The organism is Bradyrhizobium australiense, from assembly GCF_013114825.1.
Lineage (GTDB): Bacteria > Pseudomonadota > Alphaproteobacteria > Rhizobiales > Xanthobacteraceae > Bradyrhizobium > Bradyrhizobium australiense.
The window spans coordinates 64106-78432 of record NZ_JAAVLX010000002.1 but is presented as its reverse complement, the minus strand read 5'-3'; the positions used below and the strand labels follow the sequence as shown (position 1 = coordinate 78432).

General features: G+C 62.1%; 16 protein-coding genes and 1 tRNA gene. 12 read left to right on the top strand and 5 right to left on the bottom strand.

All coding sequences use genetic code 11. The features are described 5' to 3' along the window. Positions 1–410 precede the first annotated feature (410 nt). Positions 411–1085 carry a TetR/AcrR family transcriptional regulator gene (locus tag HCN58_RS03945; RefSeq protein WP_171578079.1) on the bottom strand — a complete coding sequence of 225 codons (675 nt, stop codon included), beginning with the start codon at positions 1083–1085 and terminating at the stop codon, positions 411–413. Between the two features lie 304 nt (positions 1086–1389). On the opposite strand from HCN58_RS03945, the gene HCN58_RS03940 reads away from it, so the two are divergent. The 3 genes from HCN58_RS03940 to HCN58_RS03930 all read left to right on the top strand — a co-directional run bounded on the left by HCN58_RS03940 (position 1390) and on the right by HCN58_RS03930 (position 4821). After that, positions 1390–2622, top strand: coding sequence for an acyl-CoA dehydrogenase family protein (locus HCN58_RS03940; RefSeq protein ID WP_171578078.1), 1233 nt, complete (start codon positions 1390–1392; stop codon positions 2620–2622). A gap of 210 nt (positions 2623–2832) precedes the next feature. After that, positions 2833–3891 carry a phosphotransferase family protein gene (locus HCN58_RS03935; RefSeq protein ID WP_171578077.1) on the top strand — a complete coding sequence of 353 codons (1059 nt, stop codon included), beginning with the start codon at positions 2833–2835 and terminating at the stop codon, positions 3889–3891. A gap of 18 nt (positions 3892–3909) precedes the next feature. Beyond that, the gene (locus HCN58_RS03930; RefSeq protein WP_171578076.1) at positions 3910–4821 is read left to right on the top strand and encodes a DMT family transporter; all 912 of its coding nucleotides are present in this window, start codon (positions 3910–3912) and stop codon (positions 4819–4821) included. Between the two features lie 217 nt (positions 4822–5038). Here the strand turns inward: HCN58_RS03930 and HCN58_RS03925 are convergent, their stop codons facing one another. Further along, positions 5039–5824 (bottom strand): SDR family NAD(P)-dependent oxidoreductase, encoded by a 786-nt coding sequence (locus HCN58_RS03925; RefSeq protein WP_171578075.1) that lies wholly within the window; start codon positions 5822–5824, stop codon positions 5039–5041. A 140-nt stretch (positions 5825–5964) separates the two neighbouring features. Between HCN58_RS03925 and HCN58_RS03920 the strand changes: the two genes are divergently transcribed. After that, positions 5965–6675, top strand: coding sequence for a histidine phosphatase family protein (locus HCN58_RS03920; protein ID WP_171578074.1), 711 nt, complete (start codon positions 5965–5967; stop codon positions 6673–6675). 87 nt (positions 6676–6762) lie between these two features. Beyond that, the gene (locus HCN58_RS03915) at positions 6763–7530 is read left to right on the top strand and encodes an SDR family NAD(P)-dependent oxidoreductase (protein ID WP_171578073.1); all 768 of its coding nucleotides are present in this window, start codon (positions 6763–6765) and stop codon (positions 7528–7530) included. 131 nt (positions 7531–7661) lie between these two features. On the opposite strand, the gene HCN58_RS03910 is transcribed toward HCN58_RS03915, so the two are convergent. Further along, positions 7662–8885 carry a serine hydrolase domain-containing protein gene (locus HCN58_RS03910; RefSeq protein WP_171578072.1) on the bottom strand — a complete coding sequence of 408 codons (1224 nt, stop codon included), beginning with the start codon at positions 8883–8885 and terminating at the stop codon, positions 7662–7664. Between the two features lie 148 nt (positions 8886–9033). Here HCN58_RS03910 and HCN58_RS03905 point away from each other — a divergent pair. Beyond that, positions 9034–9109 (top strand) — tRNA-Trp (locus HCN58_RS03905). Positions 9110–9514: 405 nt separating this feature from the next. Here the strand turns inward: HCN58_RS03905 and opgC are convergent. After that, complete coding sequence (gene opgC, locus HCN58_RS03900; protein WP_311966768.1) at positions 9515–9724, bottom strand: OpgC domain-containing protein; 210 nt, start codon at positions 9722–9724, stop codon at positions 9515–9517. Between the two features lie 449 nt (positions 9725–10173). Here opgC and HCN58_RS03895 point away from each other — a divergent pair, with 449 nt between their 5' ends. From HCN58_RS03895 to HCN58_RS03880, 4 genes are all read left to right on the top strand, one after another. Further along, a complete protein-coding gene (locus HCN58_RS03895; protein WP_311966767.1) occupies positions 10174–11247 on the top strand; it encodes a DUF3618 domain-containing protein in 1074 nt (357 codons plus the stop codon). 13 nt (positions 11248–11260) lie between these two features. Continuing rightward, on the top strand, positions 11261–11818 hold the full coding sequence (locus HCN58_RS03890) for a hypothetical protein (RefSeq protein WP_171578070.1): 558 nt from the start codon (positions 11261–11263) through the stop codon (positions 11816–11818). Then, positions 11815–12210 (top strand): phage holin family protein, encoded by a 396-nt coding sequence (locus HCN58_RS03885; RefSeq protein ID WP_171578069.1) that lies wholly within the window; start codon positions 11815–11817, stop codon positions 12208–12210. The genes HCN58_RS03890 and HCN58_RS03885 overlap by 4 nt, the downstream gene beginning before the upstream one ends. Before the next feature lie 113 nt (positions 12211–12323). Then, positions 12324–12944 (top strand): hypothetical protein, encoded by a 621-nt coding sequence (locus tag HCN58_RS03880; RefSeq protein ID WP_311966766.1) that lies wholly within the window; start codon positions 12324–12326, stop codon positions 12942–12944. Positions 12945–13017: 73 nt separating this feature from the next. Here the strand turns inward: HCN58_RS03880 and HCN58_RS03875 are convergent, their stop codons facing one another. After that, positions 13018–13203 carry a hypothetical protein gene (locus HCN58_RS03875; protein WP_171578614.1) on the bottom strand — a complete coding sequence of 62 codons (186 nt, stop codon included), beginning with the start codon at positions 13201–13203 and terminating at the stop codon, positions 13018–13020. Positions 13204–13560: 357 nt separating this feature from the next. On the opposite strand from HCN58_RS03875, the gene secE reads away from it, so the two are divergent. Together secE and nusG are read left to right on the top strand one after the other, a co-directional pair. Further along, positions 13561–13752, top strand: a complete 192-nt coding sequence (gene secE / locus HCN58_RS03870) for a preprotein translocase subunit SecE (RefSeq protein WP_171578067.1) — start codon at positions 13561–13563, stop codon at positions 13750–13752. Positions 13753–13772: 20 nt separating this feature from the next. Further along, the gene (nusG, locus tag HCN58_RS03865; RefSeq protein WP_057849226.1) at positions 13773–14303 is read left to right on the top strand and encodes a transcription termination/antitermination protein NusG; all 531 of its coding nucleotides are present in this window, start codon (positions 13773–13775) and stop codon (positions 14301–14303) included. Positions 14304–14327 lie beyond the last annotated feature (24 nt).

Below are 14327 nucleotides of genomic sequence, written 5' to 3'. Positions count from 1 at the left end.
GGAAGGCCGGGATGCTCCCGCTGTACCTGTATGCTCGTGTGCGTGTTCTTTTGCGCACTTTGCGGGTGCAGCCAGCACCCGGTCTTCCCTGCGCCCTCTGAATCGGAGGGCGGGAGTTGATAGCAAACCTCGGGCGCAATGCGTCGCGAGATCAAAGGCATATTCAGTCGTCATCACCCGCGAAGGCGGACGATCCAGTATTCCAGAGAAGAGAGTGATTGAACCCGATAAGCCGCGGTGTACTGGATCCCCGCTTTCGCGGGGGACGACAGCTTATGGCGCTTCGGCACTTGTCGTCATTGCGAGCGCAGCGAAGCAATCCATCTATCCCCACGCGGGACTATGGATTTGCTTCGCTTCGCTCGCAATGACGTGGAGAGAGAGTCGAGCCCGACCATGTATCTGCCTTCTCATCGCGCTTCCCGCGCCACCAACTTGCCCGGAGTCTTTTTCGCCGGCGTCTCGTCGCCGGTCAGCGCCATCACCGAGACCGAAACGACGCGGTCGACGATGGCACCGACGTCGTTGAGGTCGCATTGCCCTTCCGACAATCTGGTCAGCCGCTCTTTTTCCCGGATGGTGTGATGCGACATCGCCAGCGCGAAATGCAGTCCCCAATAGAGCTCGGCGTCGTCGCGGCCGGGCAGCGAGCGGCGCATCGCGGCGATGAATTTGCGCAAATGATCGACCTCGCGGTTCTTGATGCGGCGGATCGGCGGCACCGATTCAATGGATGCGCGGATCATGAAGCGTGCCGCGGTCGAGCCTTCGCGGTCGGGGCCGAGGCAGCCGCGCAGGGTAGGGCCCACCAGCGCGTGCAAGATGGCGTCGATCGGCGCGCGGCCGCCGCCTTTTTCCTCCGCAAATTTCAACTCGTTGAGCCGCTCGCGGTTGGTGGCGAGGCTGCGGGTCACGAATAGCTCCGCGATCAATTCGTCCTTGGAACCGAAATGATAATTCACCGCGGCGAGGTTGACGTTCGCTTCCGCCACAATGTCGCGCAGCGTCACGTCGCCGAACCCGCGATCGGCGTAAAGCTTTTCCGCGGCGGCAAGGATGGCAGACCGGGTCCGATCGCTCGACATGCCCTTATCCTCTTCCCGTCATTCCGGGGCGCGGCGAAGTCGCGAACCCGTAACTCGTGCACACTTCTGGATTCCGGGTTCGACGCCCCCGCGTCGCCCCGGAATGACGACCACGCAGGGAGTTGCAATTCAAACAGTTGTATGAAACTATCGTTTGAAGGGCTGAAAATGTCAATAACGTTTGCGAACGTGTCGCATATCAGCCACCCGGACTGTCAGGTTCACAATATGCCTTGCGGGCCATCAGCGGCGGGCAGACAGTGCGGCCAAACGATTTCAGAAGCTGAGAGCCGAGGAGCGTCCCATGAATTTCGACATGTCAGAGAAGCAAATGGAATGGCTGAACCGCGTCCGCGCGTTCATGAACACGCATGTGCGTCCCGCGGTGCCGATCTACAAGCAGCAGGACGCGGCGGGCGAGCGCTGGAAGGTGATTCCGATCCTGGAGGATCTGAAGAAGAAGGCGCGCGCTGAAGGCCTCTGGAACATGTTCATGCCGCCGTCGTCGCACGAGGACGATGAATTCCGTGGCGCGGGATTGACCAATCTGGAATACGCGCCGCTCTCCGAGGAGATGGGCCGCATCAGTTGGGCTTCGGAAGTGTTCAACTGCTCCGCACCCGATACCGGCAACATGGAAGTGTTTATGCGCTATGCCACCAAGGAGCAGAAGCGCAAATGGCTGCGCCCGCTGATGGACGGTGAAATCCGCTCCGCCTTCCTGATGACCGAGCCTGCGGTTGCATCCTCGGACGCCACCAACATCGAAACCCGTATCGAGAAGGATGGCAATCATTACGTCATCAACGGCCGTAAATGGTGGTCATCCGGCGTCGGCGATCCCCGCTGCAAGGTGGCGATCCTGATGGGCAAGACCGACCCGAACGCGGCGCGTCACCAGCAGCAGTCGCAGATCATCGTTCCGCTCGACACCCCCGGCATCAAGGTGGAAAAAATGCTGCCGGTGTTCGGCTTCGACGATGCGCCGCATGGCCACGCCCAGGTGCTGCTCGAGAACGTGCGCGTTCCCAAGGAGAATATCCTGCTCGGCGAGGGCAGGGGCTTTGAGATCGCGCAGGGGCGTCTGGGTCCCGGCCGCATCCATCACTGCATGCGCACCATCGGCAAGGCCGAGGAGGCGCTGGAGAAGATGGTGCGGCGGCTGTCGTCGCGCACGGCGTTCGGCAAGAAGATCATCGAGCATTCGGTCTGGGAGCAGCGCATCGCCGAAGCCCGCATCGATATCGAGATGAACCGCTTGCTCTGCCTCAAGGCTGCCGACATGATGGACAAGGTCGGCAACAAGACCGCGCAGCTCGAGATCGCCATGATCAAGGTGGCAGCGCCGAACATGGCGCTGAAGATTATCGACAATGCGATCCAGGCGTTCGGCGGCGGCGGCGTCTCCGATGACGCCGGGCTGGCAGTGGACTACGCGCACGTGCGCACGCTGCGGCTGGCGGACGGTCCGGACGAGGTGCATAACCGCGCCATTGCCAGACTTGAACTTCGGAAGTATGCAAACGCTACGCACTAACTAGTAAGGGGGAGCGAACGCAGCGCTCTCTCAAGCGTCATTCCGGGGCGCGCGAAGCGCGAACCCGGAATCTCGACGTTCCGGGTCTGGTCCTTCCGCCTTCGCGCTCAGGCGCTTCGGCGGACTTAAGCCGTGCGAAGCTTGCGCAGCAAGCGGAGAAGGGTCGGACCATCCCGGAACGACGGACAAGAAACTTAGGGGAGCGTCATCGTGGCGGACGGCGTCAGGAAAGACGAAGAGTTCTCGGGCACCAAGGAAGTCGAGGAGCGCCATCGTATCGACGAGGCGAACCTCGACGCGTGGATGCGCGAGCATGTCGAAGGCTATCAGGGACCGTTGAAAGTCCTGCAGTTCAAGGGCGGCCAATCGAATCCGACCTACAAGCTCGAAACGCCGGCCCGATCCTACGTGATGCGCCGAAAACCGTTCGGCAAACTGCTGCCGTCAGCGCATGCGGTCGATCGCGAGTTCCGCGTCATCGCGGCCCTCGGCAAGCAGGGCTTTCCGGTGGCAAAAGCCTACGCGCTGTGCACCGATGATGCCGTGATCGGCGCCGCCTTCTACATCATGTCGATGGAAGACGGCCGGGTGTTCTGGGACCCGACGCTGCCGAGCCAGACGCCTGACAACAGGCGCAAGATCTTCACCAGCAAGATCGAGACGCTGGCGAAGCTCCATGTCTTCAACCCGGAGCAGATTGGCCTCGGCGATTTCGGCAAGCCCGGCAATTATTTCGCGCGCCAGATCGATCGCTGGACCAAACAATACCGGGCCTCCGAGACACAACATATTCCGGAATTCGAGAAGGTGGCCGAATGGCTGCCGCGCACCGTGCCTGAGCAGAAGCGCGTCTCGATCGTCCACGGCGATTACCGCCTCGACAACATGATTTTCCACGCGACGGAACCGCGGGTGCAGGCGGTGCTGGATTGGGAGTTGTCCACGCTCGGCGATCCCATGGCCGACTTCACCTATCTGTTGATGCAGTGGACCATGCCGGGTCTGGCCAACGCCGATCTCAAGGCGCTGAACATTCCGAGCGTGGAAGAGGCGGCGCAGATTTACTGCAACGTCACCGGCATGGAAGTGCCCGATCTCAACTGGTACTTCGCCTACAATATGTTCCGCCTCGCCGGCATCACGCAGGGTATCGCCGGACGGATCCGCGACGGCACCGCTGCGAACGCCAAGGCGCTGGAGTCGGCGGCGCGCACGGTGCCGCTGTCGAAGTCTTCCTGGGAATACGCTCAGAAGGCCGGCGCGACCTAATCTGCGCGACTAACCGACTTGGCACTCTCACCGAATATCCGCGGCAGCCTGCTCATGGCGGTATCCATGGCGGCGTTCACCATGAACGACTCCGTCACCAAGGCGGTATCGTCAGAAATGAACTTCGGCCAGGTGATGCTGGTGCGCGGGCTGTTTGCGATCGTGCTGGTCGCGGCGTTCGCGTACCATCAGGACGCGCTACGCCCGTTACGCACGTTAATGATCAAACCGGTGGCGCTCAGGGTGCTCGGGGAGATCGGCGGCACGATCTCGTTCATGGCGGCGCTCGTGCATCTGCCGCTCGCCAACACCTCGGCGATCTTCCAGGCGCTGCCACTGGCCATCACGCTCGGCGCCGCCGTAATATTTGGCGAGCCGGTCGGATGGCGGCGGTGGTCGGCGATCGTCGCAGGCTTTATCGGCGTGCTCATCATCGTGCGGCCGGGCCTGGCGGGCTTCAACCAGTTCGCGCTGTTCGCGCTGGTGTCGGTCGCCTTCTGTGCGCTACGCGACCTCGCCACCCGGCGCATACCCGCAAAAATCCCGTCGCTGTTCATCACCTTGCTGACGACTGTCACGGTGACGGCGGCCGGTGGCGTCATCCTCGTTCCGCTCGGCGGCTGGACGCCGCCGTCCACTAATGCGCTTGGCCTGCAGGCGCTGGCCGCGGTACTGCTGCTGATCGGCTATCAATGCATCATCTCCGCGCTGCGCTCGGGTGACATCTCGGCGGTGGCGCCGTTCCGCTATTCCGCACTGCTATGGGCGATGCTGCTCGGTTATCTCGTGTTCGGCGACGTACCCGATGCAATGATGGTGCTGGGCGCTTCGATCATCGTGCTGTCCGGCCTCTATGCCTTCTACCGCGAACGCATCCGCCACCGCACGCTGGCGGCAGAATCATCCGGCCTGCCGCCGGATGGGTTGTGAGCGTTAACCGGCAAAAGGACCTGCTTGCGACCGCAGCGTAGAACATCAGTCTCGCGTCCCGGACGCGGTGCGGCAGGCAGTGACGCGCCGCAGCGCCGGGACCCATACCTGTCAGACGCCGCGGAAGTAATGGGCCCCGGCTCTGCGGCGCACCGCCATAGCGCGTCGAAGACGCGCGTGAACGCGCTTGTGGCGCGTCCGGGACACGAGGTCATCGCTAGATCGGCTTGCCGGTATACGGCATCGACGCCGTGAGGCCGCCATCGACCGGGATGGCCTGGCCATTGACGTAGGAGGCGTCATCGCTCGCAAGGAACAATCCCATCGCCGCGAGTTCGTGCGGCTGGCCGGCGCGCTTCAAGGGATTGAGCTGGCCGATCTTGTCCTGGGTGCCGCGCTCCTTGGCGCGGTCGAATACCGGCTTGGTCATGCCGGTCTCGATCAGGCCCGGGCAGATCGCGTTGATGCGCACGCCGGTACCGGAAAGCGAGTAGGCGGTGGTCTGCACCAGGCTGATGACGCCGGCCTTGCTCGCGCCATAGGGATGACCGCTGGCGCCGGCCTTCAGACCCGCGACAGACGCGGTGCAGACGATCGAGCCGGACTGCTGCCGGATCATGTGCGGCATCGAATGCTTGATCGCGAGGAACGGCCCGATCAGATTGATGCGCAAAACTTCCTGCCAGTGTTCGACGGTCTGCTCGGCCAGCGGCACCAGCCCGCCGCTAACGCCGGCATTGGCCCAGATCGCATCGAGCCTGCCGTATTTCGCAACCGCCTTGTCGATGAACGCCTTCACGTCGGCTTCCGAACCGGCATCCGCCATGACAGCCTCGACCGCGCCGCCGCCATCGCTGACGAGCTTGGCGGTTTCCTTCACGCCCTCAGCGCGGTCGACGATGACGAGCTTCGCGCCTTCCCTGGAGAACAGCACCGATGCTGCACGCCCGATGCCGCTTCCGGCACCTGTGATGACGACGGATTTGCCTTCGAGGCGGCCCATGAGATTCTCCCTTACCGTGTTATGCGCGCTGGCGTCTGCCGCCTTGCGGAATTCAAACAAGATTTCAAACGTCAGAGTCACTTGAGACAATGCGTGCTCTGACGTACAGCGACAACGAACAGTATTGAAGGGTTTTGGCGATGTCCAATGCAGACAAATCGCGACTGGTTACGACGCGATGGTGGTGGGTACGCCACGCGCCGGTTCGCGAGGACGGCGGTTGCATTTACGGCCAGAAGGATCTGGGCTGCGACTGCAGCGATCGCGTTGTATTCGAGGCGGTCGGAAAAATCCTGCCGCGCAACGCGGTCTGGTATGCAAGCAATCTGAAGCGCACGCATCAGACCGCGCATGCGATCTGGGAAGCCGGTTTTCCCAAGCCGATGGAGATGCCGCACGTGAACGCGTTCGCCGAGCAGCATCTTGGCGAGTGGCAGGGCATGAATCGTGCCGCATTCCTCGCGAGCCGGCCGATCGGCAGCCATTGGTTCGGCGCCATCGATGAGGCCGCGCCCGGCGGCGAGAGTTTTCTGGACCTCTACAATCGCGTCTGCTCCGCCATCGAGCGCATCAATCTCGAACAGGCGGGCAGGGACGTGATCGTCGTGGCGCATGGCGGCACGATCAGGGCCGCGGTCGGCCTTGCGCTCGGCGGCCAGCCCGAAAAGGGCCTGGTCTTCGATATCGACAATTGTTCGGTGACGCGGCTCGATCATCTCGCTAGCGAGGGCCACACCGGCTGGCGGCTGCCGATGGTCAACCAGCAGCCTTGGATGGCGGATGCTTCGCACAATGCGATGCATCAGCCGGCTGGACCGGAGATCGAGCCGCCGTCGACCAAGCTCGCATGATGCTCGGTTGTCGAAAGCTGCAAACGCTGCTTAGTTCGAATTGAAGACGAAACCGGCATCGCGCTGGATCAACATCGGGAGAGAGACATGAGCTTGTTCGATATGACCGGGAAAGTCGCCGTCATCACCGGCTCCACGCGTGGCATCGGCCGCGCCATCGCCGAGCGCATGGCCGAGCATGGCGCCAAGGTCGTGATCTCCTCGCGCAAGCAGGATGTTTGCGATCAGGTCGCCAAGGAGATTAACGACAAGTTCGGCAAGGGGACGGCGGTTGCGATCGCCGCGAACATCTCGAACAAGGAAAACCTGCAAAATCTCGTCGATGAATCCAACCGTGCCTTCGGCAAGATCGACGTGCTGGTTTGCAACGCCGCGTCCAATCCCTATTACGGTCCGCTCGCCGGCATTTCCGATGACCAGTTCCGCAAGATCCTGGACAACAACATCGTCGCCAACAACTGGCTGATCAACATGGTGGTGCCGCAGATGATCGAGCGCAAGGACGGCTCGATCATCATCGTCTCCTCGATCGGCGGCCTGAAGGGTTCGACCGTGCTCGGCGCCTACGCGATCTCGAAGGCGGCCGACATGCAACTCGCGCGCAATCTGGCCTGCGAATACGGCAAGCACAATATTCGCGTGAACTGCATCGCGCCCGGTCTGATCAAGACCGATTTCGCGAAAGCGCTGTGGGATAATCCAGAGACGCTGAAGGCTTCCACCGCGCGCTCGCCGCTCTTGCGCATCGGCGTGCCCGACGAGATCGCGGGCGCCGCGGTGCTGATGGGATCGAAGGCCGGTGACTTCATGACTGGCCAGACCATCGTGATCGATGGTGGTGCTACGATCAGTTGAGGATGTGTCCCGGACGCGGTGCAGCGCGCAGCGCTGCTCCGCGGAGGGGGGACCATGCATCCCAGCACACCGATGAGGCCCGGCTCAGCGACGCATCACTTCGCGCTGCGTCGCGTCCGGGGCACGAGACCTTACTCGACAGCCGCGTACACCAAATCCCGCAGCATGTTGCGGATATATTCGCGCTGGCCGGGGCCCTGCATCATGAAGACCGTGAACAGCTCTTCCGCCGGATCGATGAAGAAGAACGTGCCAGCCATCCCGCTCCAGAAGAACTGGCCGAGCGAACCCGGGAACGGCGCCATCCCCTGATGTGTACGGACCGCGAAGCCGAGGCCGAAACCATGACCGGGCGGCATCAGCGGCGAGTCGACCTTCACGGTCGGGGAGAGATGATTGGATGCCATCAGCTCCAGCATCTTGGGGCCGATGATCCTGCTGCCGTCGAGCGAGCCGCCGTTGAGCAACATCTGGCAGAACCGCGCATAGTCCATCATGGTCGAGACCAGCCCGCCGCCGCCGGATTCCATCGCGGGCTTCTCGAGCATGTTGAAGAGCTGCACCTTGTCGCCGTTCCACGGATCGGTCGGGAACGGTTCCGCCAGGCGGCCGGCATTCGCTTCTGGTGTATGGAACGCGGTCTCGGCCATCTGGAGCGGCGCCAGGATGCGTTCCGTCAGGAACGCGCCAAGCGATTTTCCGGAGACGACCTCGATTATTCGGCCGAGGACGTCGGTCGAGCGGCTGTAGTGCCACTCCGCGCCGGGCTGGCAGATCAGCGGCATGCCGGCGATCATGGTCGCGTGTTCGGCGTTGGTGATCTTCCGGCTGCGCAGCCGAGACTGCTGATAGAGCTGCTGGACCAGGCCGTTACCCGTGTGGTCGTAGGTCAGGCCGGAGGTGTGCCGCAGCAGGTCCTGAACGGTCATCTGCCGCTTCACCGGGATGAGGTCGAGCTTGCCGTTGTTCTCGACACCGACCTTCTGGTCGGCAAACTCCGGAATGAACTTTGCGACGGGATCGCCCAGAATGAAGTGGCCGTCCTCGACCAGCATCATGATGCCGACGGAAACGATCGGCTTGGTCATCGAGAAGATGCGGAAGATGCTGTCATGCGCCATCGGTGTGGCTGCCGCCGGGCTCTGACGGCCGATCGTATCGAACCAGCCGATCTGTCCGCGCCGAGCCACCATGACCGTGGCGCCGGGGAGGGTTCCCTTGTCGACCTCGCGCTTGAAGGCATCCGAAATCCGCTCCAAGCGGACACTCGAGAGGCCGATGGTTTGCGGCTTCGCCTGCGGGAGAGAAGGGGTCTGGGGTGTGGCTGTCTGGCAGGCGGCGGTCTGCGCGTTCATGTTATCTCCCGTTGCGCTTATTGTTGTGGCGATCAAGTCTGGCGCAGAAGGCGTGCTTTGGATAGGGCGGTAGCCGCTTCGCCCTTGCAATCGGGGCATGCCCTATGCTTGAAACGGCGCGAACCGGCCGCGCATGCCGGTTCCCTGCAGGAGTGTAGCTCAATTGGTAGAGCACCGGTCTCCAAAACCGGGGGTCGCAGGTTCGAGCCCTGCCACTCCTGCCAACTAAATCAAATACTTACGCTGAGTTTCGAGAATGGCCGGCGATCCTTTCCCGGATTGATTCGCGCCGTCCCCCGCCTTTGCGGAGCGTCAGATCAACAACGCCAACGCTGATCATTCAGCCGGCCGGGCCAACTCGCCGGCGATCGCGTGGGATTTGTCCGTGATCGGCAGACCAGCATGGGCGTGGGCCCATTTTTTTCAACGCGCTTGACCGGTCGTAGGCGACAGCCGTCATGATGGAGCCGGCTGTTCCAACCAGCAGTTGCGCGATCATCCCCGTCCGAAGTGGTCGTCAGGACAAAATGCCCGATTAACGAAAGCTAGATGCCGACCGCAAACACTTCGAGGGTTGCTGGCCGCACTTGACCAGAGGCGTCCAGATGGTGGCGTGCAGTCTCGCCGCATCATTGGTACGAAGCGCGCGCCAGGATGATCAGGATGGCGAGGTGACGGAAGAGATAGGGCGCCAGATTGGGCTGATCGTTCAGGTTGAAGGCTTCGAACAGAACGCGCGGAAACACCTTCTGAAGTTCCGGTCTCAGCTCGGCTAGTGTCATGACCGCCGCAAAGGGCAAACAGGCCATCCCGAACATGAGGACTGCCCTGGACCGCACCAGGAAGTGCAGGCGGACTTTGTGAATTCCGGCAAACCGAACTTATGGGCGCTCGCAACACACCTCGATCGCCGGTTCCGAGCCTGCGCTCCTTGGGGGCTGGCTTTGATTCCTGACGTCGCATCGCTGAAGTGCGATTTGTTGCTGCCACCGGTGATATTCACGTTGTCATTCGTAGTGGTCTACGGGCGCCCCGATACGACGATCTACCGGCGCCATCTTCTCCTGGGCGCATTTGTCACAGTCCCACTGTTCGTCGTGAGCAAATAGCTCATCGGATTTTCGTCAGCCGCGCGGCCCCGAGTTCGGCCTTAGGTGCGAGGGCTGATCCATCGTCATTAATTTGCTGTGCGCAGACTTCTTCTCTTCGGTGCCGAACAGACGAAGGCGATCGATGATGAGCACAGTCCCGCCACGCGCCGTGACCGCGAGGAACATTTCAATAGGGCGTGAGTTCGTCTCCAAAACCAACGAACCCACAGGGCGGTGACGACATGACACGATCCGTAGAGGAGCTACGACGGGACTCCGAGCAAAGCCGCGCGCAGCTTGCGGCGACCGTCGATCGGCTGAGGGAACACATCGCCGATACTGCAGAAGATATCCGCTACAAGGTTTCGCCGGATGGCATCAAGGCGGAGGTGTCCGGGTTCATCAGTCACAAGACCCAGAACTGGCTTGGCACGCTCAGGCAGCAAGCCATGGAAAACCCGATGCAGGCGATTGCCGCCGGCACCGCGATTGCGGTCCCGGCGCTGCGGTTGGCCCGCGGTTTTCCGGTCCCGCTCCTGATGATCGGCGCAGGGCTCGCCCTGAGTTCAAAGAGCGTCCGCGCCGCCGCTGCGGATGCAGCCGCGCCTGGCATCGAAAAGGCCAAGGAAGTGATGGACGAGACTGCGGCACGCGCGCAGTCCCTCGGGGATGGCATGCGAAAAGCGATGTCCCACGCAGGGAGCCAGGCGACCGGTGTGGCTAGCGAAGCACAGAATGCCGCGGGCGGAACGGCTGGCGATCTAAGGGATCGTGCAGGTGAGACCGCCGATGCCCTTGCCGGCAAAGCCCGGGCCGGCATGGATGCCGCATCGGAAATGGCAAAAGATACGATGGAAAGGGCAAGAGATACGATGGACCGTGCTCGCTCCACCGCAAAAGACGCGGTAACTGCCACTCCAGCGGCAGCAAGCAAGGTGATCCGAGACAACGCTGCCTTGATCGGCGGTCTTGGAGTGGCGATTGGTGCGATCCTTGCTGCTTCGCTCCCCAGTACCAGGGTGGAGGCGGGCGTGATGGGCAAAGCGAGCGACCGGGTGAAGCAAGCCGCCGGCACCGCAGCCCAATCCGGATTTGACGCGGCCAAAGATGCCGCCATGTCCGCCGCAGACGCCGCGGCAAAAAGCGTTTCCGACGCTGACCTCGGCAAGCACGCAAGTCGGATCACCGAGGGCGTGACCGAGAGGCTCCAAGAAGTGGCTGACGACGTCGTGACGACGGCATTTGATCCTTCCCGTAACCCGAATAGCTGAAAAAGAGGCCGCCATGAGCGATTTGGACCTCAACACCCGCAACGCGAATTCCTCTCAGGACCAGAATACAACGACCTCGCCCCAAGATTTGAAGGACCAGGCCGCGGATGCCGGCGCAGAGATGAAGCAGCGCGCCGGCGATGCGCTGAGGGCGTCGACGGATATGGCGCGCGACAAATTCAAGGAAGCCGCGGATGCCGCCAAGGACGTGGCATCAGGAACTGCGGATCGCCTCCAGGATAAGGCCGGCGAACAACAGCGTACGGGCGCGGATTTCGTCAGCCGGCTTGCCGGCGATATCCGGAACGCGGCGCGCGCCTTCGAGAATGACGCACCGTTCGCCGCCCGCAGTATCAATTCCGCGGCTGAATATGTCGACGAGGCCGCCGATAAGATCCGCAGCGGGACTCTCCGCGATCTCGTCGATGGCGCCACGGACTTTGCGAGGCGGCAGCCTGCGGCTTTTCTCGGGCTCTCGGTGCTTGCCGGTTTCGCCGCGGTCCGCTTTCTGAAGGCGTCCGGAAACCAGACTTCTTCCTCACCATCATCATATAGGGAAGAGGCGTCATGAGCACCAAAACGGATATTCGGACGATCTCGAGCCTCCTGGGCGATGCGCTTTCGCAATTCGCCAAGTTGTTTCAAAACGAAGTCGATCTCGCCAAGGCTGAGCTTGGCGAGAAGGTTCAGCAAATCGGTGTCGCCGTTGGTCTAGTCGCGGCCGGCGCCGTCCTCGTCATTCCTGCGATCGTCATGGCGCTGTTTGCGCTTTCAGCCGCCCTGATAGCCGGTGGATGGTCGCAGCCGGTCTCCTATCTGATCTCCGCGGTCGTGGCCGCGGTGGTTGCGGCGATTTTGTTTGCGATCGGCATGAACCGGCTGGACACGCGCAACCTGGCGCCGCGCGAAACGCTGCGGCAGCTCGAAAAGGACAAGGATACCATGAAGGGAATGGTGCGATGAGTGGAACACAGGAGAGTTTCCTGGAAGGGCTGACGGCTGCTGCCCGCGACAACCCGCTTGCCGCGGTCTTGATCGGAGGCGGCGCACTTTGGTTACTCATCGGCGATGAGAAGTTGAAGAACGCGGCGAATTCGGTCAGAGCCGCTGCCGCGCCACTTGCCGATACGGCTGCGCGCGGTCAACGGGCCGCTGCCTCGAAATTCGAGAACAGCTACGAATCCATCCGGGATCGAACCTCCCGAATGCAGGACGAAGCCTCACGAGGCATCAATGAGACGGTTCGCAATGCGAGAAGCGGGGCTTCCGACGCCATCTCGGACGCGGCGGACACGATCAGCGATCGGTTCGACGAAAGCGTTACGGGTGCACGGCAGATGTGGGACCGGCTGGGCCGGGCACTGCCGCGGAAGGAAACCCTTGCGCAGGCGCAATCGTCGCTTTCGGATCTCCTTGAACGACAGCCGTTAGTCCTCGGTGCCGTCGGCCTGGCGATCGGCGCCACGGTGGCCGGCGCGCTGGCCAAGTCCCGTGTTGAGGACGAGTGGGTAGGCGAGCTTAGCGACAGGGTGAAGGCGGACGTGAATGCCCGTGCCGGCGCCGTGTCGCAAAGCGTCAGAGAGGCCTCCGACACTCTCAAAGCGGAACTCGGGGATGCCGGCGCCGAATTATCCGATCGGGTGCAACAGGCAGGCCGGGATGCAATGGATGCGGCCCGGGAGAAAGTAGGGTCCTAGGGCAGCGAGCGCCAGCATGGAAAAATGGTGTTAGGCCAACGATTTGGCCCAATTCTTTGGCGCTCTTGTAGAACTAGCCGAAGAACGCGGAAAGGACCGCCATGTCCGACGTGGCGGGTGTGTCGCCGCGCAGGTCGGCATCGATCACCCTCCGACAGGCGTCGACGGTAACGGTGTCGCCGAGGTCGTTTGCCGCGTCCAGAATGGTCCACGCGGTCTCGCCCGAAGGTCTTTCGCAGTCTTGGCCCAACAGTGCCATGGTCGTCTCACTCCCCAGCGGCGCAAACAGGATACCCAAGAGCATTTAAAATCGGGATCGCGGCCTTGTTGGCATTTGAGCCGATCTGGTACCGGCGGTTAACCAATGGCTCTGCCCCCGTTTCAGCCAACCGAGAGGGGGCCGCGGCACGCCGTACCTTGACCTTTTGACCGGCCGGCAGTAGATACCCGCCACCTGCTGCCGGCCCGCTTGATGCGGATATCCGGCGCGGCTTTGAATTCCCCCGAACAATCGAGCCCGCTTGGCGGCTCATCCTTCGAGAGAGGGCTGGGCGTAAGAGGGCTGTTCGGATTCGCTTTAAATCACAATCGTCTCACGAAGGACGCGGTAACCACGATGGCTTTCAGCCCGTTCAAATTCCTGCAGGAAGTGCGCTCGGAGACCGCCAAGGTCACTTGGCCGACCCGCCGCGAGACGACGATCACCACGATCATGGTGTTCGTGATGGTTGCATTGGCTTCGATCTTTTTCTTCATGTCGGATTTGATCATCCGCAACGTCGTCACCTTCCTGCTGGGCGTCCACTGATGAGCACCGGAACCGTTACGATGGACAAGCGCTGGTATATCGTTCACGCCTATTCCAACTTCGAGAAGAAGGTCGCGGAATCGATCCGCGAGCAGGCGAAGCAGCGCGGCCTCGAGGAACTGTTCGACCAGGTGCTGGTGCCGACCGAAAAGGTCACCGAGGTGCGCCGCGGCCGCAAAATCGACGCCGAGCGCAAGTTCTTCCCAGGCTACGTACTGGTGAAGATGAAGCTGACCGACGAGGCGTTCCACCTCATCAAGAACACGCCCAAGGTCACGGGCTTTCTCGGCGCCGAAAACAAGCCGATGCCGATCTCCGAGTCCGAGGCGATGCGGATCCTGCACCAGGTGCAGGAGGGCGTCGAACGGCCCAAGGCATCGGTGTCGTTCGAAATCGGCGAGAACGTCCGCGTGGCCGATGGACCGTTCGCGTCGTTCTCCGGCGTGGTTGAGGAAATTGACGAGGCGCGTTCGCGCGTGAAGGTCGCGGTGTCGATCTTCGGCCGCGCCACGCCCGTCGAACTGGAATTCGGTCAGGTCGAGAAGGTCTGATCGGTGCCGTCTTTGCCGGGCTAA

What these genes read in the sequence shown, in the direction of transcription:
- HCN58_RS03925 (WP_171578075.1), bottom strand. Translation starts at nt 5,824, where the DNA reads ATGGGCCGCCTCGAAGGCAAATCCGTCGTCATCACAGGTGCCGGAAGC.
- HCN58_RS03875 (WP_171578614.1), bottom strand. Translation starts at nt 13,203, where the DNA reads ATGGCACTGTTGGGCCAAGACTGCGAAAGACCTTCGGGCGAGACCGCG.
- HCN58_RS03945 (WP_171578079.1), bottom strand. Translation starts at nt 1,085, where the DNA reads ATGTCGAGCGATCGGACCCGGTCTGCCATCCTTGCCGCCGCGGAAAAG.
- HCN58_RS03940 (WP_171578078.1), top strand. Translation starts at nt 1,390, where the DNA reads ATGAATTTCGACATGTCAGAGAAGCAAATGGAATGGCTGAACCGCGTC.
- secE (WP_171578067.1), top strand. Translation starts at nt 13,561, where the DNA reads ATGGCTTTCAGCCCGTTCAAATTCCTGCAGGAAGTGCGCTCGGAGACC.
- nusG (WP_057849226.1), top strand. Translation starts at nt 13,773, where the DNA reads ATGGACAAGCGCTGGTATATCGTTCACGCCTATTCCAACTTCGAGAAG.
- HCN58_RS03920 (WP_171578074.1), top strand. Translation starts at nt 5,965, where the DNA reads ATGTCCAATGCAGACAAATCGCGACTGGTTACGACGCGATGGTGGTGG.
- HCN58_RS03885 (WP_171578069.1), top strand. Translation starts at nt 11,815, where the DNA reads ATGAGCACCAAAACGGATATTCGGACGATCTCGAGCCTCCTGGGCGAT.
- HCN58_RS03890 (WP_171578070.1), top strand. Translation starts at nt 11,261, where the DNA reads ATGAGCGATTTGGACCTCAACACCCGCAACGCGAATTCCTCTCAGGAC.
- HCN58_RS03915 (WP_171578073.1), top strand. Translation starts at nt 6,763, where the DNA reads ATGAGCTTGTTCGATATGACCGGGAAAGTCGCCGTCATCACCGGCTCC.
- HCN58_RS03910 (WP_171578072.1), bottom strand. Translation starts at nt 8,885, where the DNA reads ATGAACGCGCAGACCGCCGCCTGCCAGACAGCCACACCCCAGACCCCT.